Annotated in this window: 19 protein-coding genes and 1 pseudogene; 10 read left to right on the top strand and 10 right to left on the bottom strand. The window is 37.3% G+C overall.

Annotation, left to right across the window (positions count from 1 at the left end):
- Positions 1 to 17: 17 nt before the first annotated feature.
- The 6 genes from F6K23_RS03205 to F6K23_RS03180 all read left to right on the top strand — a co-directional run bounded on the left by F6K23_RS03205 (position 18) and on the right by F6K23_RS03180 (position 2,826).
- On the top strand, positions 18 to 272 hold the full coding sequence (locus F6K23_RS03205) for a CD225/dispanin family protein (protein WP_293150472.1): 255 nt from the start codon (positions 18 to 20) through the stop codon (positions 270 to 272).
- Positions 273 to 335: 63 nt separating this feature from the next.
- Positions 336 to 773: a DUF2752 domain-containing protein gene (locus F6K23_RS03200; RefSeq protein WP_293150469.1), complete on the top strand. Its 438-nt coding sequence runs from the start codon at positions 336 to 338 to the stop codon at positions 771 to 773.
- A gap of 329 nt (positions 774 to 1,102) precedes the next feature.
- Positions 1,103 to 2,107, top strand: a complete 1,005-nt coding sequence (locus tag F6K23_RS03195) for a hypothetical protein (protein WP_293150466.1) — start codon at positions 1,103 to 1,105, stop codon at positions 2,105 to 2,107.
- Between the two features lie 28 nt (positions 2,108 to 2,135).
- Positions 2,136 to 2,231: an element excision factor XisI family protein gene (locus F6K23_RS03190; RefSeq protein ID WP_367267610.1), complete on the top strand. Its 96-nt coding sequence runs from the start codon at positions 2,136 to 2,138 to the stop codon at positions 2,229 to 2,231.
- 251 nt (positions 2,232 to 2,482) lie between these two features.
- Complete coding sequence (locus tag F6K23_RS03185) at positions 2,483 to 2,722, top strand: hypothetical protein (RefSeq protein WP_293150464.1); 240 nt, start codon at positions 2,483 to 2,485, stop codon at positions 2,720 to 2,722.
- Complete coding sequence (locus F6K23_RS03180) at positions 2,677 to 2,826, top strand: PIN domain-containing protein (protein ID WP_293150461.1); 150 nt, start codon at positions 2,677 to 2,679, stop codon at positions 2,824 to 2,826. The genes F6K23_RS03185 and F6K23_RS03180 overlap by 46 nt, the downstream gene beginning before the upstream one ends.
- Before the next feature lie 90 nt (positions 2,827 to 2,916).
- Here the strand turns inward: F6K23_RS03180 and F6K23_RS03175 are convergent, their stop codons facing one another.
- From F6K23_RS03175 to F6K23_RS03155, 5 genes and pseudogenes are all read right to left on the bottom strand, one after another.
- Entirely contained in the window at positions 2,917 to 3,651 is a 735-nt protein-coding gene (locus F6K23_RS03175; RefSeq protein ID WP_293150458.1) for an NUDIX domain-containing protein, read from the bottom strand.
- A complete protein-coding gene (locus tag F6K23_RS03170) occupies positions 3,621 to 4,211 on the bottom strand; it encodes a nicotinate-nucleotide adenylyltransferase (RefSeq protein ID WP_293150455.1) in 591 nt (196 codons plus the stop codon). The genes F6K23_RS03175 and F6K23_RS03170 overlap by 31 nt, the downstream gene beginning before the upstream one ends.
- A gap of 1,260 nt (positions 4,212 to 5,471) precedes the next feature.
- Positions 5,472 to 6,407, bottom strand: coding sequence for an ADP-ribosylglycohydrolase family protein (locus F6K23_RS03165; RefSeq protein ID WP_293150452.1), 936 nt, complete (start codon positions 6,405 to 6,407; stop codon positions 5,472 to 5,474).
- A gap of 1,334 nt (positions 6,408 to 7,741) precedes the next feature.
- Positions 7,742 to 9,115, bottom strand: a complete 1,374-nt coding sequence (locus F6K23_RS03160) for a nicotinate phosphoribosyltransferase (RefSeq protein ID WP_293150449.1) — start codon at positions 9,113 to 9,115, stop codon at positions 7,742 to 7,744.
- 105 nt (positions 9,116 to 9,220) lie between these two features.
- Positions 9,221 to 9,598 (bottom strand): annotated as a pseudogene (locus F6K23_RS03155) (RNA-guided endonuclease InsQ/TnpB family protein); the annotation flags it as partial.
- Between the two features lie 307 nt (positions 9,599 to 9,905).
- Between F6K23_RS03155 and F6K23_RS03150 the strand changes: the two are divergent.
- From F6K23_RS03150 to F6K23_RS03135, 4 genes are all read left to right on the top strand, one after another.
- Entirely contained in the window at positions 9,906 to 10,112 is a 207-nt protein-coding gene (locus tag F6K23_RS03150; protein WP_293150446.1) for a hypothetical protein, read from the top strand.
- Between the two features lie 1,071 nt (positions 10,113 to 11,183).
- Positions 11,184 to 13,205, top strand: a complete 2,022-nt coding sequence (locus F6K23_RS03145; protein ID WP_293150444.1) for a DUF6851 domain-containing protein — start codon at positions 11,184 to 11,186, stop codon at positions 13,203 to 13,205.
- A 1,199-nt stretch (positions 13,206 to 14,404) separates the two neighbouring features.
- Positions 14,405 to 15,694 (top strand): sensor histidine kinase, encoded by a 1,290-nt coding sequence (locus tag F6K23_RS03140; protein WP_293150442.1) that lies wholly within the window; start codon positions 14,405 to 14,407, stop codon positions 15,692 to 15,694.
- Positions 15,695 to 15,864: 170 nt separating this feature from the next.
- Entirely contained in the window at positions 15,865 to 18,135 is a 2,271-nt protein-coding gene (locus F6K23_RS03135; RefSeq protein ID WP_293150439.1) for an ATP-binding protein, read from the top strand.
- Positions 18,136 to 18,427: 292 nt separating this feature from the next.
- Here F6K23_RS03135 and F6K23_RS03130 read toward each other — a convergent pair whose 3' ends face one another.
- The 5 genes from F6K23_RS03130 to F6K23_RS03105 form a co-directional block, all read right to left on the bottom strand.
- Positions 18,428 to 19,714 (bottom strand): SUMF1/EgtB/PvdO family nonheme iron enzyme, encoded by a 1,287-nt coding sequence (locus F6K23_RS03130; RefSeq protein WP_367267600.1) that lies wholly within the window; start codon positions 19,712 to 19,714, stop codon positions 18,428 to 18,430.
- A gap of 193 nt (positions 19,715 to 19,907) precedes the next feature.
- Complete coding sequence (locus F6K23_RS03120) at positions 19,908 to 20,333, bottom strand: PIN domain-containing protein (RefSeq protein WP_293150436.1); 426 nt, start codon at positions 20,331 to 20,333, stop codon at positions 19,908 to 19,910.
- Positions 20,333 to 20,683, bottom strand: a complete 351-nt coding sequence (locus tag F6K23_RS03115) for a hypothetical protein (RefSeq protein WP_293150433.1) — start codon at positions 20,681 to 20,683, stop codon at positions 20,333 to 20,335. Before F6K23_RS03115 ends, F6K23_RS03120 begins: the two co-directional genes overlap by 1 nt.
- Before the next feature lie 225 nt (positions 20,684 to 20,908).
- Positions 20,909 to 21,244: a XisI protein gene (locus F6K23_RS03110; RefSeq protein WP_293150430.1), complete on the bottom strand. Its 336-nt coding sequence runs from the start codon at positions 21,242 to 21,244 to the stop codon at positions 20,909 to 20,911.
- Between the two features lie 440 nt (positions 21,245 to 21,684).
- Positions 21,685 to 25,524 carry an SAV_2336 N-terminal domain-related protein gene (locus tag F6K23_RS03105; RefSeq protein WP_293150426.1) on the bottom strand — a complete coding sequence of 1,280 codons (3,840 nt, stop codon included), beginning with the start codon at positions 25,522 to 25,524 and terminating at the stop codon, positions 21,685 to 21,687.
- Between the last annotated feature and the right edge of the window lie 147 nt (positions 25,525 to 25,671).

Genomic DNA, 25,671 nt, shown 5'->3' with positions numbered 1-25,671 from the left:
ATATAGGTTAAGTAAACATGACACCTAGCAAAGAACACGTTCCCAACTATCTAACGCAAGCGATTTTAGTAACTCTATTCTGTTGTTTGCCCTTTGGAATTGTCGCAATAGTTTATGCGGCTCAAGTTAATTCGCGATTAGAATTGGCAGACTTAGAAGGGGCAATTCAAGCATCAAACAATGCTAAGAAATGGTGTTGGTTTGGTTTTATAGGAGGAGCAATCATTCTAATTTTATATGTTATTTTAGCGATAATAGCATCAACTCCTTAAAATAACTGCAAAGCGAGTATTTATAAGTTTTCTATCAACTTAAACCTTAATAGTCATACTGTAATGAAAAATTCAACTTTCTATTCTTGGTCTCCCATAGCTAGAAAAAAATTGAAGGTAAAAGCTTTATCAGCAATTATTTTAGGTGCAGCGATAATTCTGTACTTATTCGATCCTTCTATACCAGGACAACTTTACCCTCCCAGTCCGTTTCGTGCTTTGACTGGTTTATATTGTCCGGGTTGTGGTACATTGAGAGGACTTCATCATTTGTTACATGGTCGTTTTTGGGTAGCTTTTGGACTGAATCCCCTCATGGTGTTGTCACTACCCTATCTATTTTATTCTTATCTTTCCTATAGTTTACCTGTAATTACTGGTCATAAAATACCTAAAATTTACGTTCGATCAAGCGTAATCTGGTGGCTATTAAAAATTGTTCTAGCTTATTGGATTCTCAGAAACATTCCTTTTCCTCCCTTTTCTTTGCTTGCTCCCTAATTAAACATACAGCACTTTTCAAATTGATGAACCACATCGCCATAACCAAAACCTTGTAGAGACCTTGCATGCAAGGTCTCTACTGAGGTCTACTGAAATGAAAACCTCTGTAAGTTAATAGTTGAGTTTACTCCCCAGCAGAGAAACCGGGTTTATATGAAATCCTCTACTACACTAACATCTGTCTCCCATAAACTCGGTTTCTTATAAAACTCCGAATCTAAGCAGAGAAACCGGGTTTATATGAAATCCTCTACTACACTAACATCTGTCTCCCATAAACCCGGTTTCTTATAAAACACCAAATCTAAATTTATTAAATTATCACTATGAGTATTGAAGTTTGGCCTTTTTTAGTAAGTCGTAACCGCTATCTTGACTACAGAACAGTAGTAGCTCCTGATTTCATCTGTGAAGCTAAGACTGGCAACTTACTAGCAAGAGTTACAACAGGAGATTTAACAGAACCAGGAAAGGGATTTATTAGACAAATTTTTGGTTCAAAAGTAGGAGATTTCACCATAGTTTATCGAATCTTAAAAGCTACACAAAAAGACCTAAATTCTCAAGTAGGAGATGAGATTCTTAAAGACCAATTTGGGAGAGAAATACTTCTAATTGAAGGAGTGGTTATTCAGGAAATTAAAACTCAAAAAAATGTTTTGATTTCCCAGAAAAATATAGAGGAAGTTCATCAAAAATTGATAGAAGGATACACAGAATTTTGGGAGCATCGCGACCCACATCCAGCTATTCCTTCTGATAAATTATCTTTAAGTATAGATAGTTCTAGTAGACCCTTACAACTTGAAGAAATAGAACTATTTCAGGTTGAGTCTCCAATCTCTAACCACAATCAGGAAAAAAAAAGGGTAGGATTTATTAAATCTTGGGGTAATAACGTTAATTATGTTGTTTTTCTTACTATAATTTTGGCAGTAATGGTTGCTTTTGGGTTGATATACAGAAGTGAAATTTGGGGAGGAAAGATAGTATATGACTGTACCACTATTGAGTATAAAAATATAAGATTAGAGAGTAAAAATAATATAGATGATGTTCTCAATAATCTACAAAAAGAGTACCCAGATGCAACAATATTCCTTAATGCTGAATTCAAACTCAAATCCAACAAACAATGGCAATATTTGATAAAAAGAGAAAAACTAAATGAATTAGAAAAGTATACCATTAACCTCTATGGAAATATCTTAAAGCTACAAGAACATCCACTTGATTTAGCGATCGCTCAACTTAGCAACCAGGAAATTGTTGAGTACATTAATATCAGCGCAAAAATTATAAATAAAAAGGAATGTCAAATAAATTCCTGAAGCAATCTCATAGATACCATAAAATGGAATAGCGTCCGATATACTAAAATCGGGTGTTCCTGAAAGTCAAATTGTCTTAGGTTTTCATCCGCCCGATGTACGACTTTTACAGAATTTGCAGTAAGTTAATTATTCACTACACCTGGAAGTAATCTTCTCTTAAGATATAATAATTAAAAGTTGAGACACTCATTAATCTAAAACACAGCCAAAGGGATTATGAAAAACATTAAATTCAACGACTTATAAAAACAATTTTGATTAGCTGAAAAAGAACTTATTTCTATAGAGCATGAAGGAAAAACTATTGGTTATTATTATCCAATAGGTGATGGCGAAGTCGCTCAAAAAGCCAAAGAAGAACTTGACAGAATTATGGATAAAAAATTACATCCCACAGGAATAACAGAAGAAAGAATAGCATCACTGCGTAGTAAACTCGATTACGAAGCAGCCAAAAAAGCCAAAGAAGAACTTGACAGAATTATGGAACAAAGATTAGCTAAAATGGGATTAACAGAAGAAGAATATGTATCAATGTTTATGAATGCAGTTGAGGATGAGGAAGAATGCGTCTGTATAGAGACCCTAATGATTGGGAAACAGTTGCCCTAGCGTTAGCTTTACCCGCAGCAATCTGGACAGAAGATTATGACTTTTTTGGTTGTGGATGTCCGACTTGGACTACTCAAACTTTATTGCTGCAAATTAACCAATAAATAACAAAGATAAAAAAGAGGTAAAACCATCGCGGGCAAGATGCCCGCACTACAAATTTTTCAATATTTACTTGTACATCATTAGCCTGATCAAATAAATATTAAAGGTTTATCTTTTACCAAAGCAAACGCTTCAACATCAAACCGATAAAGACTAGCTGGTCTACCTGCTCCCCGTGATGTTTTTACTCCAGTATCTGATAAGAAACCTAACTTTAATAGCTTGGCACGAAAATTAGAATAATCTGAAAAATTGTCTCCTAAAATAGTTGTATAAAGTTGATATAATTCTCCTAAAGTAAACTGCTCTGGTAAAACATCAAAAGCAACAGGACTATACTCAAGTTTATTTCTTAATCTAAGATATCCATATTCAATAATTTGTTGATGGTCAAATGCTAACTGAGGAATTTGTTCCAGAGGGTACCAAGCAATACCTGTTACTCCATCGGCAATTAATTCTGCTTCTTCAAATCTAACTAAGGCAAAATAACTAACTGATAAATATCGACAATTATAAATAGATTCTCTGGGGTCACGACCAGGACCGCCAAAACTATATAATTGCTCTAAATATAGATTTTTGACCTTAATTTTTTCCGCTAAAATTCTGTAAGCTGCTGCTTCTAGAGATTCTCCTTGTATTACTAATGTACCTGGCAAACTCCAGTAGTTAATAAATGGTTCCTTTTGTCGCATTACTAATAAAACCAATAGGCGGTTTTGTTGAGTATCGACGGAAAAAATTACGTTATCTACTCCTACTTTAAAATCTGCTTTATTATTTTGATCATTTACACTTTTTCTATAGTCGCGTCCTGGCATTTGTACAAATGCTCCCGATATATATAATCTTTAATGGGAGGCGTAATAATTGCTGGGTCTCCTTCCTCGCGATATGCGGATGAGGAAACATTAGGAACTTCTAAAGAAGCTATTTTTACTCCTGTATTTAGTTCTCTTAACTTTTGCAAATCTGCCTCTTCTATTGTAATACCTTTTCTAGGTACAACTAATAATCTTACTTTCTGCAAAAGCTCTTCTATTTTATACCAATTTGGTAGTTGTTTGACTAAATCTGAACCTACTACTAAAGTAAATTCAGCATTATGCCATTTTTTTCTAGCACGTTCAACAGTTTCTATAGTACGACGACTACTTAATTCTGAATTGAGAAAAATATTATTTTTATTAGAGTCAATATTTTCAATCAAAATTGATAACATTGCCGAACGTTGTTTAAGGGGGATTTTATGTGATTTAAAAGGATTATCTGATGCCCAAACCATTACTCGATCAAAGTTTTGGGAAAGCCATTTAATAATTGTTTCATGTCCGGATGTTGGTGGATCGGCACTTGTACCGAATAAAGCAATTTGAGTCATTTTTTTTGATTTTATATAAGTTCCTAAGTCGGACATTTTTATAATATATAGCAATATGATTTTAGTTGTGAGATATTGGAGACTTTTGTTTTAGGGAATAGGAAATAGGGAATAGGGAACAGGGAATAGACTAATATATATGAATAAGATAACTGCTATATTCTATACTTTCAAGGAAGACCTCAATTCTCACATCTGATTCCTGACTGCTATAGCAGTTTTTAAATGATTAGCTAAGTTGACTATATCATCTTTTCTAGCAATAATTTCTATCCACTCATTTGGCATATTTTCTATACCAGAATAAATTCCTGCTCAATCTCCTGTTACCGAAGAATTAATAATTAATAATTATTAATTAAATAATTCAGCTTTATTAGCCTCCCTTTTCAAGGGGAAAAAAGTGCTAGGATATTTCCTTATATTAAATCAAGAACGGTTTTAACCAGAAGTAATTATACATTATCAATTAATGAAGGCTCCATTTGTATCTGTATCTTCTCCTAAATTTACTGTTTTTATAAGAGCTATTTTAGGGAATAAGAAATAGGCAATAGGTATGGAGGGAAGAAAAGAATATATGAATCAGATAACTGCTATATCTTAACACCTCAATTCTCACATCTGATTCCTGATGGCTATTTCATTAATCGATAATTGATAATGGATAATTGATAATTACCTCTGGTTAAAACTGAGAGGATTGAATATAAGGAAATATTATTTCTTCTCTTGGTCGATTGGATATGGCGAGGAGACCCGCTCTTGACAGAGCCGCTCCGCTTTTAGCGTTTGCGGTAGCATTTCGGAACGGAAAGCTTTGCGGTAGCAAACGCCATCCCATCCTAACGGACTGCTCCGCAAACGACCGCTGTCTTGGTTGATTGGATATGGCGAGGGGACCTCGCCATCCCTCAACCGCTTTTTTTCCCTTAAAAGGGGAGGTTTTAAACCAGAATTATTTAATTATTAATTAGTCAATTATTCGGTAAGCATTTACTGCGGAATTATGCGCAAATAGCTATTAGCTGTCAGCTCGAACGCAATAAAACTCTGCTCTTAAAACTATGCTTTATAAACATCTTTCTTAAGGTAAAACTTGACTAAATAGAGAAGTTATAAGTTATGTATTTGCTATTAAATCAATTTTTTCCTTCTTCCTTAGCTGATAGCTGTTAGCGTTTGCGTAGCATTCCGTAGGAAAGCTCCTCTGAAAGAGGCTAGCTGACAGCTGTTTGCGCAGCAGTCCGTAGGAAATGCTTACAATATAGCAGTTTCTAAACGATTAGCTAAGTTGACTATATCATCTTTTCTAGCAATAATTTCTATCCACTCATTTGGCATATTTTCTATACCATAATAAATTCCAGCTAAACCTCCTGTTACAGCTCCAGTTGTATCTGTATCTTCACCTAAATTTACTGCTTTTAGAACAGCTTCGGCAAAAGAATTAGTAGTTAATAAACACCATAAAGAAGCTTCTAATGTATCTAATACATAGCCGCCAGAATGAATTCTTGTTATAGGTAAAGTTTCAATTTCTCCACTCAATACTTTTCGGAAACGAGATATCTCTCCTACATACTTTTCTTGTGAGTATATTTGTTGAATATTTTCAATTCCTTGTAAATATGCTTTCTTTACTTCTAAACCTTGTAATAAACAAATAGCTATACTGATATAAATACCACAAGCCATTTGTGACCTTAAATGACCATGAGTTACACAAGAACAATCATGGACTTGCTGAATTAATTCTGGAAATTCAACGTTTTTATAGTTATAAACTAGAGGTAAAATTCTCATTAGCGAACCATTGCCATTATTTCTTTCTTCCTTACCTCCAGCTTCTATTGCTGAGACACCTTTTTTAATCCGAGCAATAGCTCCAGCAGTAGTACCTCCAATATCAAAAACTTTACCCCAAGGAGTCCAATAATCTTCATAACGCCACCGATAAAAAGAATGAGCGATCGCTTCTAAATCAAACCCTTCACACAGACATTCAGCTAAACATAATGTCATTGAACTATCATCTGACCAGGTGCCTGGAGGTTGGTTATGTGCACCATAACCAATCATTTCTGTGACAGGTTTAATTGTTCTTTCGTTGCGACTGGAAAATTCTACAGGTACGCCTAAAGCATCTCCAATACAAACGCCTATTAAACCTGATAATACTTGGGAATTATTCATAGTTTTATCTCAAAAGAAAGAACAGGGAACAGGGAACAGGGAACAGGGAACAGGGAACAGGGAGTAATAATTGATAATTTATGGATAAGAATTGATTTTATTTTTGGAGATATCTAGTATTTAGTGATTATTTTTAATATCATGTCCGTTTAATTAGCAGTCGTAAAGTTCTTATACCAATTCCCATGCATTATTGCTATATTTGGGCATTGCTTCGGTTGTCAACTGATCGGTACAAGCAAAATCACTTTGCATACTAATTTCAGCTTGCGTTAATGTGAATTATTCTTATGTTTGCTTCTCCCTGTACGGACGCCCTTATGCTACGTCCCTACCTACTCCCCTACTCAACAAAGTGTAGAAAAGTTTTTGAGAAATGGTATTAGGTGGTAGGCTTCAACAATTAATAATTATTGCTCTGCTGATTAAATCTAAAATCATTTACAGATAAAGCTTTTATCATTTTTCGGGCGGGAAAAAGTGCCAGAATTAAGGTCAAAAAGGTTCAAAAAGTTAGCAGAAAAGGCTCACTAGGACAGAAAAATTAACAGACCATTTTTCCTACTACCTCCTTTATAACTCCCATTTCTCCTGACTCCTGATTCCTGACTCCTACCCTTACTAAAGCAAGGTCTCCTATTTTTTCTACTCCCTACTTCCTGATATCCTGACCGAAAAATTCTGGTCAATAGCCTCCCCTTTCAAGGGAATAAAAAATCGACCAAGAGAAAATAGAATTCAGTATTTCAAGCCTCCTGCTTTCCTAGGTCATGCTGCACAAACAGATTTGAGGTACTGATAACTGATAACTGATAACTGAAGTGACCCCTCCTCAATGTTTCTACATTCTTTTACAAAATATCTAATTATGATAGTTTCCTGTTTCTCATTGCCCATTTTTTCTTAATATTTATTTTTTAAGTATTTTAGTTTTTTAAGTATTTTAGCTTGAGTTTTTGGCGTTGGTGATTTGAGGTTATGATATTATGTATGGATAATATAGAATCCGGTTATACAGTATATGTTTATAATTCTATCCACACTTTCGGATCCTTCAATCTCTCGACCTCCCCTTCTCCCCTTCTCCCCACACTCCCCACCCTCCCCACACTTCCCACCCCCAAACATAAGATAAGTATTCAACCGGATTTTATATAAGAGCGGGATAGTCCGTTCCACACTCCGCGTTTTCGATGCGGAATGCTGCCCTTGACCAGTCGCGTAGCGTTAACGTGCGTTGTGCGCCAGCTAAACAAAAAAACTTTCTCCCTCTACTACTGTTTCTTCTTCTTTCTTTCCTCCTGACTCCTCAGTAATAATGTTATACACGCGCTTCAGCAATGCCGAGTTTTTTGCGTAAGTTCTTGTAAATTATCAGAAATTTTCATTGGTAACAAATTAGGATTTTCTAGACTACGAATTTCTGGAGGCAAACTAGCAACAGAAGCAGCGGTACGTTTAGCGATCGCTTCTAGATTTTCTGATTTTTGCACTATTTTCCCATTATGAACTACTTGTGTCATTAATTTTATGAAATAATCAGTCTGATGTTCTGTTTGATTCGATACATCTTCCTCCATTAATCCCAAATAATCCTGTTTCAATTGACCATTTTCCAGATATCTATATATTTGTTTTCGACCAGGATAACTCACTTTCCCCGTAGAATTTTTCATCACCGGAATGCCGTCTATTTCTACCAATTTATAAACTCCATTGACAGGAACACCAGTTACCAACTTAGTACCAATACCATACCCATCTATACAAGCATTCTCCCGCTGAAGTCTAGCTATTTCCCACTCATCTATATCTCCACTAGCAAAAATTGTCACTTCTGGTAGTAGCGATCGTACCTCCTGGGATAATTGGCCTAAATTTCCTGAATCTAACCTTACCCCACTCACCTGCATATCACCTTGCTTCATTCGTTGTGCCAATAAGCGGGTAGCTGCCAATGTATCATAAGTATCAATCAATAGGGGTGCTTCAGGAAAATATTGTTGAAAAGCATGAAAAGCATCCTCCTCCGTACCTTCAACAGCAGATATTGCCATCACCAAAGCATGAGCCATTGTACCGACAGGTTTGCGACCTAATTTCAAAGCTGCCAAAACATTAGAAGTAGCATCCATCCCACCTGCTAAAGCAGCACGAGCTGCCCAAACACTAGCTTGGGGACTAAATGCACGTCTAGTCCCAAATTCAAATAATTTTGCTTCATTGCCTGCAATATCCCGCATTCTGGCTGCTTTTGTAGCAATTAAAGTTTGGTAGTTGAGAGTATTCAATAGATATGTTTCAACTAACTGTCCTTGCCAAAGTGGAGCTTCTATCCGCAGTAGGGGTTGGTACGGAAATATGGCTGTTCCTTCTGGTACTGCCCATACATCTCCAGTAAATTTAGCTTCTGCCAAAACCGACCAAAATTTATGAGGCACATTGGCAAATATCCCAGTTGACTGTAAAGCCTTAATTTGTGCGGGGCTAAATCGAAATTTTTCTAAATAGTCTAATGCTTGTGCTAAACCCATGGCAATGAGATAGCCAAAACCTACCGGGAGTCTTCGCACAAATATCTCAAAATTAGCTTGCCGTTGGTCTATTTCCTCTCCAATATAACAAGCTGCCATTGTTAGTTGGTAGAGGTCTGTTAACAAACTGTAATCTTCTGGCGAAAGAGAAAGTTCTCGATCTTCTTGTGTCATTGGACAACTTCCTAACTAAGCTGCTTCATAAAACCGACATAAAACGTCACAAGTGTGACATTTTAATGTTTACTTCCTGCTTCCACTGAGGCCGTCGGCGGTTACTCATCCACAGGCATTGACGGTCAAGCTGACCGCATTTCTTAAATTAATTGAGGCATTTCCTACGGAATGCTCCGCAAACAAGTCTCGGTCAATTGATAAACCGCATTCTGGGCAGTCATAAGTTCTGATGTTCAAAGGCATATCCTGTACATGACCACACCTACTGCAAGTCTTAGAAGATGGAAAAAATCTGTCTGCTACTACTAATTCACAGCCATACCATTGACACTTGTATTCTAGCTGTCTTCTAAATTCATAAAATCCTTGGTCAGCTATAGACTTAGCTAGTTTATGGTTGGCTAACATACCAGACACATTCAAATCTTCTATGACAACAGTGTTAAAGGTCCCGCGTGGAATTTTGATCAAAAGCGTGGTAGAGAAATTTTCTACCACATTGGGAGATACCCCCTCAGTAAGTTAATCTTGCTGTGCATTGTTAACAATTGTTAGCAAAATAGTATCGGTTAGTAACTGTCGGCTATAATCTGGTATTATCTATAATAATCTCCAATTATCTATATTTATTAGGACTTACGCACTTCAACGTATTTTCGTCATTGCGACCGATAGGGTTTGCGGAGCAGTCCGGAGCGGAAAGCAATCTCAAGTCCTAGTTTTTCGTACCTCATGCGTAAGTCCTAGTTTTATTTACTATTTTGCTACTGTTAGCATAGCTCTAGTCATGGGTAAATTCCTCGCAGCAGCGATCGCTAAGTTTCTCTATCGCTATAGTTGGAATCAAGCTTTCACCATCTGGTCTTTGTCAATGCCTCAAGTAGCAGCAACTTTAGCATTAGTATTAACAAGTTTTAGTGTGGAATTAATTTCTGATATAGAATCCGGTTATAGAACCCCTGATCGTATATTCATAAATATGCGCGTTAGCTAGGAGTCAGGAGACAGGAGACAGGAGTTCAATAATTTAGAATTTAGAATGCGCGAATTTAGAATTACCTCTCCTTGAAAACGGATAGGATTGACTAATCATGAAATTTTTTCTTCTCTTGGTCGATTGGATATGGCTCCGAGACCCGCTCTTGACAGAGCCGCTCCGCTGTTAGCGCAGCTTTGCGATAGCAAACGCCATCCCATCCTAACGGACTGCTCCGCAAACGACCGCTGTCTTGGTTGATTGGATATGGCTCCGAGACCTCGCCATCCCTCAACCGCTTTTTATCCCCTTAAAAGGGGAGGCTTTATACCACAATTATTCGGAAAGAGGAAAGAGGGAAGATGTGGGGAGAAATAATAAAAAAAAATTCAACACTCTTTCAGATTATTTTTCATCAAAATTGATGCACGAAAAGACTTGACTACCATAATTATATAGATCTCAAATGGGTTCTATACAGTATATGTTTATAATTCTATCCACACTTTCTCGCCTTCAATCTCTCGACCTCCCCTTCTCCCCACACTCCCCACCCTCCCCACACTTCCCACCCCCAAACATAAGATAAGTATTCAACCGGATTTTATATGAGTCAGTATTTAATGGCATTATTATTTTAATGTTGATAATACCAATTTGAAAAAAGAATGCTATATTTAGGTGAAACTTCAATTATTTAGCATTTAGCATTTCCTAGGTCATACTACGCAAACAGCTTTTGAAAGAATAAAGCAACAACTAAGGTTTGCTGATGACCAATTTCATTAATAACTTTTTATTCTTCTTCGAGACTAATTCTTCCTGCCAAAATAATGAGTTAATAACTCATAGCTGATAGCTGATAGCTGACAGCTGAATGCTTACGTATTATCACTATTAATTTGAGATAATTTGTAGAAAAATCAATTGTGAGAAATCCATAATTATACTGTTCTCATTGATATAAAATTTGTGCATCATAGTAAATAGAAGGCAAGTCATCAGAAAATGACTGCAAGTTCTTCCTGCTCACAATCAACATAATAGTAGCTGAAAATTATTAGTTATTTGTATTAATTAAATAATATTATGAATTCTACATCCTCTGCATCTCCAAATACTAACAACAATATCAATCTCACCCTCAACCCAGAAACTCAAATCGTCACAGTAGATGATGCTACACCAAGCATATCCGTACTCTGGGATCGAGCAGTACAACAAGCAGTCATCAATACCTCCCCCGGTCCGACTGTTGCCTCTCGTGCTTATGGCATCCTACACACAGCCGCCTATGACGCTTGGAGCGCCTACGACCCATTAGCTGTGGGAACTCAATTAGATGATAACCTCCAACGCCCCCAATCAGAAAACACCGATGCCAACAAAACTGAAGCCATGAGTTTTTCTGCTTACCGGGTACTATCCGAACTATTCCCTAGGGAAGTAGAAATTTTCAATGAAGTCATGGCTGAATTAGGCTTTGACCCCAACAACACAACCACCGATACAACCACTGCTGCTGGTATTGGTAATGTCTCCGCTGAAGCACTATTAACATTCCGTCGTAATGATGGCTCCAACCAACTAGGAAATGACCCCAACGGTGACGGTACTCCTTACTCCGACATCAGTAGCTATCAATCCGTTAATCCTACTGGAAACCCGATTAACATTGATTTGTGGACTCCTGAAAGAGTTCCTATTGATGCTTTACCCGGTGAAGAACAAAGAATACAAACATTCCTAACTCCCCAGTGGGGAAACGTTACACCCTTTAGTCTCACATCCCTGGAAGAAATACGACCAGAAGCACCAGAACCATTTTTACTTGTTGATGGTGAAGTAGATTTGGATGCACGCACAATTACTTTAGCAGACCAGTCTGTGGTGAATATTACTCCAGACATTGTGGGTACTATTATTAATCCAGGATTTATTGAGCAAACACAAAGAGTTGTAGATATCAGTGCTAACCTCACAGACGAAAAAAAATTAGTCGCCGAATTTTGGGAGGATGGAGGTGGTACATCATTCCCTCCTGGAACTTGGATGACTTTCGGACAATTTGTTTCCGCTAGGGATAATCATACCTTAGACCAGGATGTGAAACTGTTCTTTAATTTGGGTAATGCCGTATTCGATGCTGGTATTGCTGCTTGGGATGCTAAAACTTTTTATGATTATGCTCGACCTGTACGCACAGTCCGGGAGTTAGGGGAACTGGGTTTAATTGGAGAGTTTAATCAAGAGCTTGGTGGTTTTGCTATTGATGCTTGGGCAGCTCCGGGAGAAGGGACTCAAACTATTTTGGCGACTGATTTTCTTACCTTTCAAACTCCTGGTAGTGACCCTTCACCTCCTTTTGCTGAATATGTATCTGGTCATAGTACTTTCAGTGCTGCGGGTGCGGAAATTTTGGAACGGTTTACTGGTAGTGATGATTTTGGTGCGGGGGTAAGTTTTGATGTGGGTGAGTCTCGTTTTGAACCTGGTCTGACACCCCAAGCACCTATCGTTTTGGAGTGGGATACTTTTAGTGAAGCTGCTGATGAAGCTGGTATTTCTCGTCTTTATGGTGGTATTCATTTTGATGATGGGGATTTGAATGGTCGGGAATTAGGGCGAGAAGTGGGGGAAAGTGTTTGGCAGAGAACTCAGTCGGTTATTGCTCCGAATGTTGTTATGGCTACAAATGATGATGATGATTTAATCGGAACTTCTGAAAATAATCTTATGTACGGAAATAGAGGTGATGATATTATACAAGGTTTGGATGGTAATGACTTGCTCCATGGAGGCAAAGGTGACGACCGACTTGATGGTGGCATAGGAGATGATATTATTGGCGGTCAAATTGGTGACGATATTCTCACTGGTGGAACAGGTGGGGATATGTTTGAGTTTGGGTTTGGTTATGGCGACGATACGATCGCTGATTTTGAAGATGGAATAGACATCATTGGTTTAAAGGGCGGTCTGACTTTTGAGCAGTTAACTATTTCTCAAATAGGTAATGATACTCGCATTAGTGGCAACCAACTTTCAATTATTTTACAGGGTGTAGAAAGAAGTGCGATCGGTATTGATGATTTCATAGAGATTGTTTGAAAAATAACTTGCACAGGACTTACGAATAATAAGCACACGTAGTAGGGGGTGAACGGCCGTTCACCCCTTTGTCAGTTTATGCAGTGCGTCCGCTCTGATATCAGCTACTTTTTTATAAGCCTTAGCTAATCTTTTTACCGCTTTGGCTCTGTTTTTGGATCCAAGCTTCTTTTGTTAGTTATCTCAATACTAGACTTCTCCAATAATAAAAAATAAAATCAATTATCGTAGATAAATCATCAATTCTTTCCCTCTAATTCCTACTCTGTAGGGACGTTCCATGCAACGTCCCTACTCCCTCTTTTCCGGAGAGGTCTACTGATATCATGTTCGGACGGGTCATATCAAATCTGTTTGGTTGGACATAAAAAAATTCTCCAATCCCTCCAATCGTTATAACTACTAAATCTTTGTGATTCTCTCTCCTCCTGTACGTTGCCTTACCGGCGGCTGCTCTACCTCACTCCTAAGTAATTTCAATTAATATCATATACGCGCTTCACCAACGCCATAAAATTTAAGAACTGACAGTACCGAAAAAATACTGAAATTATCTTTACTTTTGTTACTTCCTTCTTTCTTCCCTCCTGAGTTATGACTCCTCGCTAAGTTATTTATAAGTATTCAACCGAACATTATATGAGGGTTACGGCTCTTGATATGTAGCTAATTTTTCTATTCTATCTAAGATAGCTATATCATGTTCAGATAATTGCTTATAAATGAAATTATACCAATCGATAGTCGGACAAAAATACGCTCATATATCTTCTATATTCTGATATTTATCCCATCACTATATATCGCAAAATTATTTAAACTGTAGAACTAACATGATATTAATTAGAATATGCTCTGTTTTGATAATAATGATAATATTTTACAATACCACTCTAATTTAGGAATCATTTAATTACCTAAAAACATACTTTTATCTGCCAAACAATATTCGATTTACCATTACGACTAAATCTTGATTGAATAGTGCAAAATACTATTTTTTAAATTATTTTTTTGATTGAAATAGGCGTTCGATATCCTTAAATCTACACGAGCAAATAGAAACTATTCTTAATTAATCATTTCCTCTCCTTTAAGATATTATAAGTAATAATGATTAAACTCAATAAAGCTTAACTTAATTCTAATGTTGTTTTGTAAGGAGTGCAATAATTATTGAAAATAGGAAGAAAAATGTTATGTTAATAAATAAAGATTCTGCACTTATATTAATTGTGGATGACAACCCTACCAACTTATCGATACTCTCAGAAACCCTAGGTGCGGCTGGATTTAGTTTTCGAGTAGCAATGGATGGAGAAAGTGCTTTGGCCTTAGTTGAACGCAATAGACCTGAATTGATATTACTGGATGTGCAAATGCCTGGAATAGATGGGTTTGAAACCTGTCGTCGGCTCAAAGCAAATCCTGTAACCCAATCTATTCCTATTATTTTTACCACTGCCCTTGCTGATATAGAAAGCAAAACAAAAGGATTTTCTCTTGGTGCTGTTGATTATATTCCCAAACCGTTCGACCAGGCTGAGGTTTTAGCCCGACTGCGGGTACACCTTCAATTAAAACGCTTGACAGAATCCTTGGAAGAACAGGTGAGCGATCGCACAGCCGCCTTACAAAAAGCCCAAGTGCAACTGGTGCAGCAAGAAAAACTTTCTGGCCTTGGTGAAATGGTGTCTGGAATTGGCCATGAACTTAATAATCCGATTAACTTTATTGCCAATAATCTTCAGCCACTGCGAAAGCATATAGCTGAAGTGACTGAAATTATCAATCTATATCAGCAGGAGTATCCCATACCCTCACTACAGTTAAAGGAAGCTATTGAGGATTTGGATCTAGAATTTGCCTTAGAAGATATAGCCAAAATTTTAAACTCTTTTACATTAGGTGTCGAAAGGATAAAAAACATCTCAAACTCACTCCGTACCTTTTCTCGTTCAGATAGTGAAACTAAAGTTTTGGCGGATTTGCATGAATGCTTGGATAGTACACTAACTATTCTGCAACATCGTCTCAAAGGTAATGCCGATCGCGTTCAAATCAAAATAATTAAGTCTTATGGCTCATTGCCTTCAGTGCTGTGTTATCCAGGACAAATGAATCAGGTATTTATGAATATCATTGCTAATGCAATTGATGCCTTCGATGAAGCAATGATCCAGGGAAAATTGGGCGATCGAGTTCCCACAATTCAAATTACAACTCAAATCAACTCCGATCAACAAATTGTTATCCAAATTACAGATAACGGAATAGGCATTCCCGAATCCATTAAACAACGTTTGTTTGAGGCCATGTTTACCACAAAACCTGTTGGCAAAGGCACAGGTTTAGGGCTAGCGATCGCCGAGCAAATTGTTGTAGAAAAGCACAATGGTACACTCACAGTCGATTCCCAATTTGGACAAGGAACAACATTTACAATTAAAATTCCGATGAAGGAAGAAGGAGGGGAGATAGGGAGATAGGGAGATGGGGGGATGGGGAGATGGGGAGATGGGGAGATGGGGGGATGGGGAGATGGGGAGATTCGTATATTTGCACAATTAAATGTATTTCATACTAATATTCTCTGAATTTTTGCCAGAGGTCTACTCTTCCTATGTATAGTAAATTCGGTTATTTCAAACTTCACTTTATGTCTATCCAAAATAAAATTATTTATGGCTATGCGATCGCCTTAGGTGTAGCATTTGCCGGAACTGCATTAGGTTTTGCGATTGGTAACTACTATCAAAACAAGGCACAACAAGAACAACAGATAGCCTCCTACGAAAACCGACTTCTGAGCGCCCTGCAACTTGATGTTCTCTACAACCGCCCAGCTAAACAACTAGCTCCTTACCTTCAAGACCCTGAAGCTTTTCGTCGAGAGAGTGGCGCTTTGCTCAAACGACTGCAAAATATTCAGGATTTGCTCGCTAAACACAATAATTCTGGAAAACCAGCAACCCTCAAAGATTTGCAAGCTTTTTTAGAAGACTATGCAGTAACTGTTGAGGAGTTTAGGGAGCGTGCAATTACCTTTAAAAAAACAGTACAACCCCTGACCCAGAAACTTGAGGGTGTAGAAACTGCTCAACAACTCTTGATTGATTTGGTTAAAAGTCCAGAATTTGTTGCTTTTATTGAAGCTCCCGATCTGATGGGAGAGTTTTATCAGCTCGCAATTCAAAGAGAAATAGATGCCGAGCAAGCCTTAAATGATGCCCAACTTCTACGCAATCAAATTATTGTTTTTAGCTTTGGCCTTTCAGGAGGGGTCGCTTTGATTCTGGCTTTATATACCAGCCATGCGATCGCCAAGCCACTGGAAACAGTTACAGATGTTGCTCAATTAGTTACTCGTGATTCTAACTTCAATCTGCAAGCGCCAGTCCAAACCAATGATGAAGTAGGTGTATTAGCAACATCCCTAAATCAACTGATCTGCCGTGTCAAACAGTTAATGACCGAAGAACAAGCTTACATCTGGCAATTGGAACAAGCGAAAGAAACTGCTAATGCAGCCAACCAAGCCAAAAGTGATTTTCTTGCCAATATGAGCCATGAACTCCGCACTCCCCTCAATGGTATCCTTGGCTATGCTCAAATCCTTGAAAATTCTCAAACCATGAGTGAGGAAGAAAAAAAAGATATTGATATTATCAAACAATGTGGCCTTCACTTGCTGAAGTTAATCAATGATATTCTTGACCTCTCCAAAATTGAAGCCTGCAAGCTTGACCTCTTAGCAAGCGAGTTTCATTTTCCCTCTTTCCTCCAAGGAGTGGCGGAAATATGTCGCATTCGAGCTGAACAAAAAGGTATAAATTTCTACTACTCCCCCGATAAAAATTTACCCACAGGCATTCGTGCTGACGAAAAACGACTACAGCAGGTATTGATAAATCTCCTGAGCAATGGGATTAAATTTACTGATATTGGTAGCGTTACCTTTAGCGTCACCGCACAAAAATTGTCAGACCAATATCGCCTGCACTTTGAAGTTAAAGATACAGGAGTAGGCATGACCCCACAACAACAACAGAAAATATTCCTGCCATTTGAACAGGTGGGCGACCACAAAAAACAGACAGAAGGCACAGGTTTGGGGTTAGCCATTAGTCAAAAGATTGTCAAACTCATGGATAGTCAACTGGAAGTCAAGAGTGAAGTAGGTAAAGGCAGTACCTTCTGGTTTAATGTGGAAGTTCCAGAAGGACAAGAATGGGCAATGGCTTCTAGTACTTATCAGCAGGGAACTATATTGGGTTATCAAGGTGAAAAATGCCGTGTTTTAGTTGTTGACGATCATTGGGAAAATCGCTCGGTGGTGGTGAGTTTGTTAGAAATGTTAGGCTTTGAAATGAGTGAAGCGGAAAATGGAAAGGAAGCTCTAGAAAAAATGATGGTATCTCTGCCAGATGTGGTGATTACTGATTTAATGATGCCAGTAATGAATGGTTATGAATTACTTAAATATATCCGCAGTTCGGAAAAGTTGAAGGATGTGGTGGCGATCGCTTCTTCTGCTAGTGTGTTTGAAAGTAATCAACAAGAGGCAATTGATAACGGAGCTGATGTATTTTTGCCCAAACCTATACAGACTGACAGATTATTAGAAATTTTACAGCAGTGTCTCGACTTAGAGTGGGTTTATGAACAAAAGACCGCAGCATCAGCTCAGGTGACTAAGGTTAGAACAAGTGAAGAAATTGTTTCTCCGGCAATGGAAGTCTTACAAGAATTACTCACTTTAGTCGAAGATGGTGATATTCAAGGTGTTGTGGAGGCAGCTGAAGAGCTTCTAGCATCAGATGTGACTTTTACTGCTTTTGCTCAAGAGATTTTGCAACTAGCGAATAGTTTCCAGCTTAAACAGTTAAAAACTTTCATTAAAGAGTATCTTGATTTTGATGATGGGTGAGGGGAGTAGGGGAGTGGGGGAGTGGGGGAGTAGGGGAGTGGGGGAATAGTCATTTTATTTCCCAACTCCAAAACTTCTAATATTATGTTCGTTTGAATAGTTATGATTAGGATATAGATGGAAGAGATATCTCAAATCCCTGAGATTGCTTCCTTCCACTACGTTACAGTCGCAATGACTTTATAGTATGTGTTTATCCGAACATGATATAACTTCATAAAAACTTCTGACTTTCCTGCGGAATGCTGCGCAAACAAACTTCTGAATTCTGACTTCATAAAGGCTTCTGACTTCATTCACTCCCGCCAGAACACACAATACGAAAACCAAAAGTGTCGTAGTGGGTGTCGCGCCTAATGAAGTAGTCGTCGCGAAACGCGGAACGGCAGTAAAGAGGAACGTTGTCCCAGGAACCGCCCCGCAGAGGTGAACAAGTATCATCACCATTTAGCCAAGGTTTGCCATCAGTAGGGGCATTTTCATAATTATCATGCCATTCATCTGCACACCATTCCCAAACGTTTCCGTGCATATCACTGAGCCCAAAAGAGTTGACGACATCAAAATAGCCTACAGGTGTAGTTTGTTCCCGATATTCTCCTTTGGGTCCTTCCCCATAAGAGCCTGACCTTTGCATTTCTTCATCTTCTGTCCCTCGATAATTGGCTAAGTCTGTTGTAATAGTTTCTCCAAAGTGAAAGGGAGTTGTGGTTCCAGCACGGCAAGCATATTCCCATTCTGCTTCACTCGGCAGTCTATAATTCTTTTCGGTTAGTTTTGAGAGTCTTTCACAAAATTCTACTGCTTCATACCAATTCACATTTTCTACTGGTCGTCGCCATCTATCTATATTTTGGTATGCTTCTTTGAAATAAGAAGGGTCTGGGTTTAAATCTAAATTTACTTTCAAGTCTGTTCGAGAAGCGATCGCTCTCCATTGCTCTTGAGTAACTGGATAACGCCCCATTAGAAACGCCGAGATAGTTACATTATGTTGGGGTCTTTCATCATCGTTACTCCCCTCTTCAGATTCTGGTGCGCCCATTGTGAAGCTTCCATCAGGGATTAATACCATTTCTAGAGGAACTTTATCAATATATTCCCTGTAGCCTTGAAATTTTTGCTTTTGTAGTTTTGTACGAAAACGATGCTTTTGCTGGAGTTTAGGAAGTATATTTAATAATTTTCTAATCTCATCATCATCATCTAAACTATTAATACTAATGAAATGAAAATCTTTTAAGTAATTAGGAATATTATCGGTACTCGCTCCAGGTAAAAGTACAGGAGCAATTTTAGGGCTTTTCTTCTTACTGTCTATGTAGCGCCTATATAGATAGTCCATTTCCGCATATTGCCACGGCCCTACACCATTTGTTCCTATAAAAAAGAAAACTATATTAGTTTTATCCAGGGTCTCATAAAGCTTTCCTGTCCAAGCATCTCCCCCAACAAACTGCTTTTCATCAACCCAAGTTCTGATACTCTTCCTTTCTAGCTTTTGTGCGATCGCCCTAACAATTTCTTTGTCATTACTGCTATGGGAAAGAAAAACATCAAACTCTTTTAGTTCAGGCATTTATATACTCCTGTTTTTTATCTTCGTTTGTTGGCGTTGGTGAAAAGAGGTATGATATCATGTTCAGATAAGAGCGCGAACAAAAAACTCTCTCTTCTACTACTCTTTCTTCTTATTTCTTCTCTCCTGACTCCTTACTCCTAAAGAATTAAGATTAATATTATACACAAGCTTCAGCAACGCCCGTTAGTTATTAGTTAATTTGCAGCAATAAAGTTTGAGTTGTCCAAGTCGGACATCCACAACCAAAAAAGTCATAGTCTTCTGTCCAAATTGCTGCAGGTAAAGCTAATGCTAAGGCAACTGTTTCCCAATCATTAGGATCTCTAGGAATACGCTTTCTTGCTTCTGCTTCAAATGATTGATAATAAGATAAAGGGAAAGTGACAATTTTCCTATCAATTATTCCTAAAGCTTTTTCTAATTCCAATTGTCCCTGTTCTGAAGTTAAGTTAGTTTTATTAACTATTATGGAAATCCGCTTTTGCAATTCGTATTGAGCTTCATTTTTCATCTTTTCAGCTAACAATAATTCTAAGTTTGGGGAATTCATTAAAGCTCTTCCCCGCTTTCTCAGCAGTTCAGCAACTAAGATATTTGTATCAACAACTAGACGCATTATTTCTCATCCTCGACTGCATTCATAAACATTGATACATATTCTTCTTCTGTTAATCCTGTCTGAGCTAATATTTGTTCCATAAGTATGTCAAATTCTTCTACTGCTTTATTGACAGCTTCGTGATCTATATGACTAAACATTGACGCTATTTTTTCTTCTGTTAATCCTGTAGGATGTAATGTTTTTTCTGTAATTCTGTCAAGTTCTTCTTTGGCTTTTTTGGCTGTTTCGCGATCGCCTATTGGATAATAATAACCAATGGTTTTCCCTTCATGCTCTATAGAAATAAGTTCTTTTTGAGATAATAAAATTTGTTTTTCTAGGTCATCGAATTTAACGTTTTTCATAAGGCTTTTGGCTCTATTTTAGATTAATTAATGTCTAGTATAGCAGTTCTTTAATCTATGAGGTACAGTTTTAGATCCTTACAGCATATTTCGGGCAAATTATGTACAAGAAAATATTGTAGTGCGGGCATCTTGCCCGCGATAGGTGTACCTTATAACAGCAGAAAGCGCTGTAAAAAGAGGAGAACATTTAAAGTCTACCTTTTCAAGAGGGAATTGCTATAATTAATTGACTGCAAATTCCGTAAAAACTCGCACATCTGGGGGATGAAAACCCAAGACTATTTGACTTTTAGGAATACCAGCTCTAAGTAGATCGGATGCTATTCCATCCTCTAAACCATCCCGATGTATCCAGATTTTATCCCCAATCATTTCTATATGAACTAAACAACTATGAACTTGTACGTCATCTTCCCATCCTTGAGTAATTAATAAAAAATTATTCCTATCCTCACTAATAATTAAACGGCATTGTAAATCCCCGTGAGCATAAGGAATTTCTGTATATTCCTTGAGTTCCTGTTGAATAATAGCGCGATATTGAGCTAAGGTATCCATTGCTTTTCAGTTATCAGTTATCAGTTATCAGTTATCAATTTTTTTCAGTCTTTTTTACTATAGTAAATAAAATTTGCTAATCTCATCTGCACCTTTTCAGTTATCAGTTTTTTTCAGTTCTTTTAATGATGGAAAATAAGATTTGGTAAGCTTTCTGATCAACAATACTGTTAGTTGTACTCATAAGCTTTTTTTTAGTCCTTAGTTTTGTGAGGGAACAATCAACTCTTAACCTGTTATATCAAATCCGTTTAATTCGGTATAAAAAAAATATTCCATCTTCACCTAGAGCGGAAAGAATTCTGAGTTCTCTTCCCTTCTGAATTCTGGATTGCAGGATTGCAGGATTGCAGGATTCTGTTTGCGGAGCATTCCGTAGGAAATTCTGATTCACTATCTTATTACACCGACGCTACCGGATTTGATATTACTGATGACTGTCAAACCCTTCTACCGCCATCGCACACAATACGAAAACCAACATCAAAGTAGTGGAGGTCGCGCCTAAAGTCGATGCCACGAAATGCAGAACGGCACTCATAAGGGTAGTTGTACCAGGAACCGCCCCGCAACGGCGAATGACTATTATCTCCATTTAGCCAAGCTTTGCCGTTAGCAGGAGCATTCTTATAATTATCATGCCAATCATCTGCACACCATTCCCAGACATTTCCGTGCATATCATATAATCCAAAGCCATTAGGAGGGAATTGAGCTACAGGGGTAGTTACTTGTCTATATTCTCTTTCTGGTTCATCACCATAAGTTTCGGAGGCACGATAATTAGCTAACTCTCCTGTGATAGTTTCTCCAAAGTGAAAGGGAGTTGTGGTTCCAGCACGGCAAGCATATTCCCATTCTGCTTCACTCGGCAGTCTAAAATTATTTCGAGTTAGTTTTGAGAGTCTTTCACAAAATTCTACTGCTTCATACCAATTCACCTGCTCTACTGGTCTTGACCATCTGTCAATACCTTGGTATGCTTCTCTAATATTAGATAGGTCTGGGTTTAAATCTAAATTTACCTCCAGGTCTGTTCGAGAAGCGATCGCTCTCCACTGTCCTTGAGTAATAGGATATTTACCCATAAAGAAGGGAGGAACAGTCACATAATGTTGGGGGCGTTCACGACTTCTGCTATCTTTTTCGCTTTTAGGGGAACCCATTGTCAAAGTACCACCAGGAATAGATACCATTTCTAGTTCAACGCTATCTGGAAGGGTTTCGGTGAAATATTGGGCAAGCTTAGTATTTTGCCTAATAATTTCTCCCCGTTGGTTGACTGTTGGTGTCGCATACTGAAAAACCTGAAAGTTTGAAGGAAAGGGAACCCATTCTCCTAGCAACCTGGGAGAAATAAATGTTTGTGGAGTTTGCCTCCTTTGGCTATTCTGTTGGTTAAGTTCAGGAACGCGATCGCCTAAAAACTTCTCAAGTTGATTTATGCTTAAGTTTCCTTGGGTTGATGATAAGGCTTCATATAAGGCATAAGTAAAGCTTCCTTGTTGAAGTTGCTCAACTTCATAAGCAGCAGTATTGGGCTCGCAAGCATAAAAAACTATAAGCCCCTTCTCGTCTTTAATTGACGAAATAGAGCTAAGAGGGATTACATCAGATGTTCTATTCATCATATCCAGGAACAAAATTACCCTTCCTGCACCTGAAGATAGTAGTTGTTGAATAAGAGAACTAAGAGAAATTGCTGTCTTTGTGATTTCCTCAATTTTACTGTCTGCTAGCAAGAAATACTCCATACCGTGTCCAAACAGAAAGTCACCCTCTCCAATTTCTCCAGGGGGAAGATCAATCCTTTCTAAAAGGAAATATTGCTTTGAATGGATAGATTTATTAACAAGTCTACCATGACCGCTAAAGAAAAACCATAAGTTATCTTCTGCTGATAAGAAAGGTTTCTCAAATGTCGAAGTCAAAAAATCACTTAATCTTTTTGAAGTTACATCTAGCAATAGGTCAACTTTGTTAAACTTTTGCTGCTCAAACCAATCTTGAATTACTTCTGCATCTCTAACACAATATCGCAGGGATGGTAGATAGTTATATTGGTTAATGCCGATAGCAATACCATAATTTTTTCCTAGTTGAAAGAATGTATTTTCAATAGCTTTATGAAAGATTTCTTGCAGATAATCAACAAATTTTTGATAATCTCTACTTTTGAACAACTCTCTCCTTTTGAACAATTCTCTTTTATGATAAAAACCATCTGCACCACTTTCAAGAAATTCATTAGCTGTATCAGCAACCCAAGAAAAACCAACAATAGGTAAAGTTGAGGAAAGATGATGATTTTTTTTCAAAATTCCAATAATTTCTACCCCATTAAGTATTGTGCCTTGGTAGAGGCTTTTGGGTAAACTATAATTAATTAAAATTAAATCTATTTCTCCTGATTCTGCTAATTCAATAACTTCATTGATACTATCTGTTCCTATGACAGTAATGCCATATTGAGATGATAAATTTTCTGATACTTCTTGGATTACCTCTTGTTCGTCTTCAATTAATAAAATAGTTTTTAATTTAGCAATAGTAGCAACTTGAGCTGTCAAATCAAATGATTCAAAATTATCTAAATTAATACCTTTTGACGTAGCAGTATTACCAGGGATTTCATCTTGAGATTTTTCTATTTCTTCAGCAAAGCGAGCATAAGCTCCTCCTAATCTTTTTAAAACTTTAGTTGTGACTGTAGCAAAATATTTAATATCTAAATCTGCAACATTATTTTCAGTTTTTAATCTTTCTAACTCATCGGGTTTTTTCAGCAATGCCAAAAATTCTTGGAGACTCTTGCCTAGTCGCTTGGCAAAATCCTGAGAAATTACAGTAATAATCTCTTCAGAATTCTTTCTCGGACTATTTTTAAGCAGAATATCTCTCACTTCTTCATCAATAAACTGATATTGAACTTCATCAGAATTAGTGTCAGGAGTAATTAAAGATTTAGGTTTGAGAATATTGCCAAGAAAGACTTCTGCTACATGAACTTGTTGAGACTCACTGAGAAAATTTTTTTGAATTAACCGTACAATAGGTAAATTAATGACAGGTGCAGCAGAGAGTAATTTCGCTAAATTTTGTGCTATTTTTGAAGAACTCATCTCAAAGTTATACACCCGTTCTTTACTGGTTAAGCTTTCTATTTCTGTATTTTCAACTATTTGCTTTGGTTCTTGGTTTAATGAAGAGGAAAAAACAAAACCACCAGCACCAATAGTTCCTTTGCCTACTACCATTTCGCTCCAAGTTTCTATCAGTTCTGGTTCTAAACTAAAGACAGGAACTTTTATCCCATTTTGTAAATTATGACCGCTCCCAAACCAAATTTCTCTGATAAATAAGTTGCTATTAGGCACAATAGGTTGTAAACAATCTAATTGTACCATTACTCCTAAACTTAGAGCAGTTCTTAACCACAACCGTTCTGGTAAAATTTGCACAATTGCTACAACATTATGTTTTCCCCAACTTTCTAACAAAGAAAAAGCTTTACCATTACGCCAAATATTACTAACACAATCACTAACCACTAAAATCAAACGACGACGAGTAGGATCGATAAGTTTTTGGGGAGAATAAAAATTATGGGAGTAACTATTTTGCCTAATTCCTTGTTTCAGGCGAATTTTTCCTTCGGTATCTGTCACCATTCCCCAAGTTTGTACATTCCGAAAAATACCATAACGTTTGAACAATTGTTGTAATTCTTGAGTTGTTTGTTGCCAAAAAATCATGGAATCACTCCTATCTATCACTAAAGCTAAATCCAATTGAAGTTCTAGGGGAGGTTTGAGAATAGGAACACAAATTCCTTCCAATTCGGCAATGTTTTCAACAGTAACTTCTTCATCTAATAAAACTGCTTTACCATAAGAAATATATTGCATGAGGGGACGAAATGCTCTAGCAATCTCAAGAGGGTGACGCAGTGAAGAAACATCAGGAACTTTTATGGGTAAATAACCTTTATTGGAAGAAGGAGAATCAGTTTTGGGAGCAACTTCAGCGTATGAATTCTTTTGAGGAATTTTTGGATATGTAGGATTTTCTGGTATTACAGCAGAAGATTTCGGTGGTACTTTATTACTTTCTTCTGTTGTTGTTCCATCCTCAGAAAGTATTTTTTTGCTGTGAGTAGAAGCATGAGATTGACGCTGCATTGCTAACCAAAGAATTTCAGTAATTTCTGTTCCTGTGAGCTTCAATTCTTTTTCTAATAACTTAATTAAATGGTCAAATTTATCAATTTTATCAGTCATATTTTTCTCTGGTTACAGTTAAAACTACTCTACTCATTACAAAAAAAACCTATCTAATATCATGTTCGGATAATTACTTATAATAAAGTTTTTGTTTGTAGTAGGGCTTTAGCCCTTACAATGCTTAGTATTAGGACTAAAGTCCAA

It is taken from the genome of Okeania sp. SIO2C9 (genome assembly GCF_010672455.1).
In the GTDB taxonomy this organism is placed as follows: Bacteria; Cyanobacteriota; Cyanobacteriia; order Cyanobacteriales; family Microcoleaceae; genus Okeania.
This window is presented reverse-complemented; position numbering and strand designations above follow the sequence as displayed.

Coding starts and splice junctions, on each gene's coding strand:
- F6K23_RS03205 (WP_293150472.1), top strand. CDS start 18: ATGACACCTAGCAAAGAACACGTTCCCAACTATCTAACGCAAGCGATT.
- F6K23_RS03200 (WP_293150469.1), top strand. CDS start 336: ATGAAAAATTCAACTTTCTATTCTTGGTCTCCCATAGCTAGAAAAAAA.
- F6K23_RS03195 (WP_293150466.1), top strand. CDS start 1,103: ATGAGTATTGAAGTTTGGCCTTTTTTAGTAAGTCGTAACCGCTATCTT.
- F6K23_RS03185 (WP_293150464.1), top strand. CDS start 2,483: ATGGATAAAAAATTACATCCCACAGGAATAACAGAAGAAAGAATAGCA.
- F6K23_RS03180 (WP_293150461.1), top strand. CDS start 2,677: ATGCGTCTGTATAGAGACCCTAATGATTGGGAAACAGTTGCCCTAGCG.
- F6K23_RS03175 (WP_293150458.1), bottom strand. CDS start 3,651: ATGCCAGGACGCGACTATAGAAAAAGTGTAAATGATCAAAATAATAAA.
- F6K23_RS03170 (WP_293150455.1), bottom strand. CDS start 4,211: ATGACTCAAATTGCTTTATTCGGTACAAGTGCCGATCCACCAACATCC.
- F6K23_RS03165 (WP_293150452.1), bottom strand. CDS start 6,407: ATGAATAATTCCCAAGTATTATCAGGTTTAATAGGCGTTTGTATTGGA.
- F6K23_RS03160 (WP_293150449.1), bottom strand. CDS start 9,115: ATGACACAAGAAGATCGAGAACTTTCTCTTTCGCCAGAAGATTACAGT.
- F6K23_RS03150 (WP_293150446.1), top strand. CDS start 9,906: ATGGGTAAATTCCTCGCAGCAGCGATCGCTAAGTTTCTCTATCGCTAT.
- F6K23_RS03145 (WP_293150444.1), top strand. CDS start 11,184: ATGAATTCTACATCCTCTGCATCTCCAAATACTAACAACAATATCAAT.
- F6K23_RS03140 (WP_293150442.1), top strand. CDS start 14,405: ATGTTAATAAATAAAGATTCTGCACTTATATTAATTGTGGATGACAAC.
- F6K23_RS03135 (WP_293150439.1), top strand. CDS start 15,865: ATGTCTATCCAAAATAAAATTATTTATGGCTATGCGATCGCCTTAGGT.
- F6K23_RS03130 (WP_367267600.1), bottom strand. CDS start 19,714: ATGCCTGAACTAAAAGAGTTTGATGTTTTTCTTTCCCATAGCAGTAAT.
- F6K23_RS03120 (WP_293150436.1), bottom strand. CDS start 20,333: ATGCGTCTAGTTGTTGATACAAATATCTTAGTTGCTGAACTGCTGAGA.
- F6K23_RS03115 (WP_293150433.1), bottom strand. CDS start 20,683: ATGAAAAACGTTAAATTCGATGACCTAGAAAAACAAATTTTATTATCT.
- F6K23_RS03110 (WP_293150430.1), bottom strand. CDS start 21,244: ATGGATACCTTAGCTCAATATCGCGCTATTATTCAACAGGAACTCAAG.
- F6K23_RS03105 (WP_293150426.1), bottom strand. CDS start 25,524: ATGACTGATAAAATTGATAAATTTGACCATTTAATTAAGTTATTAGAA.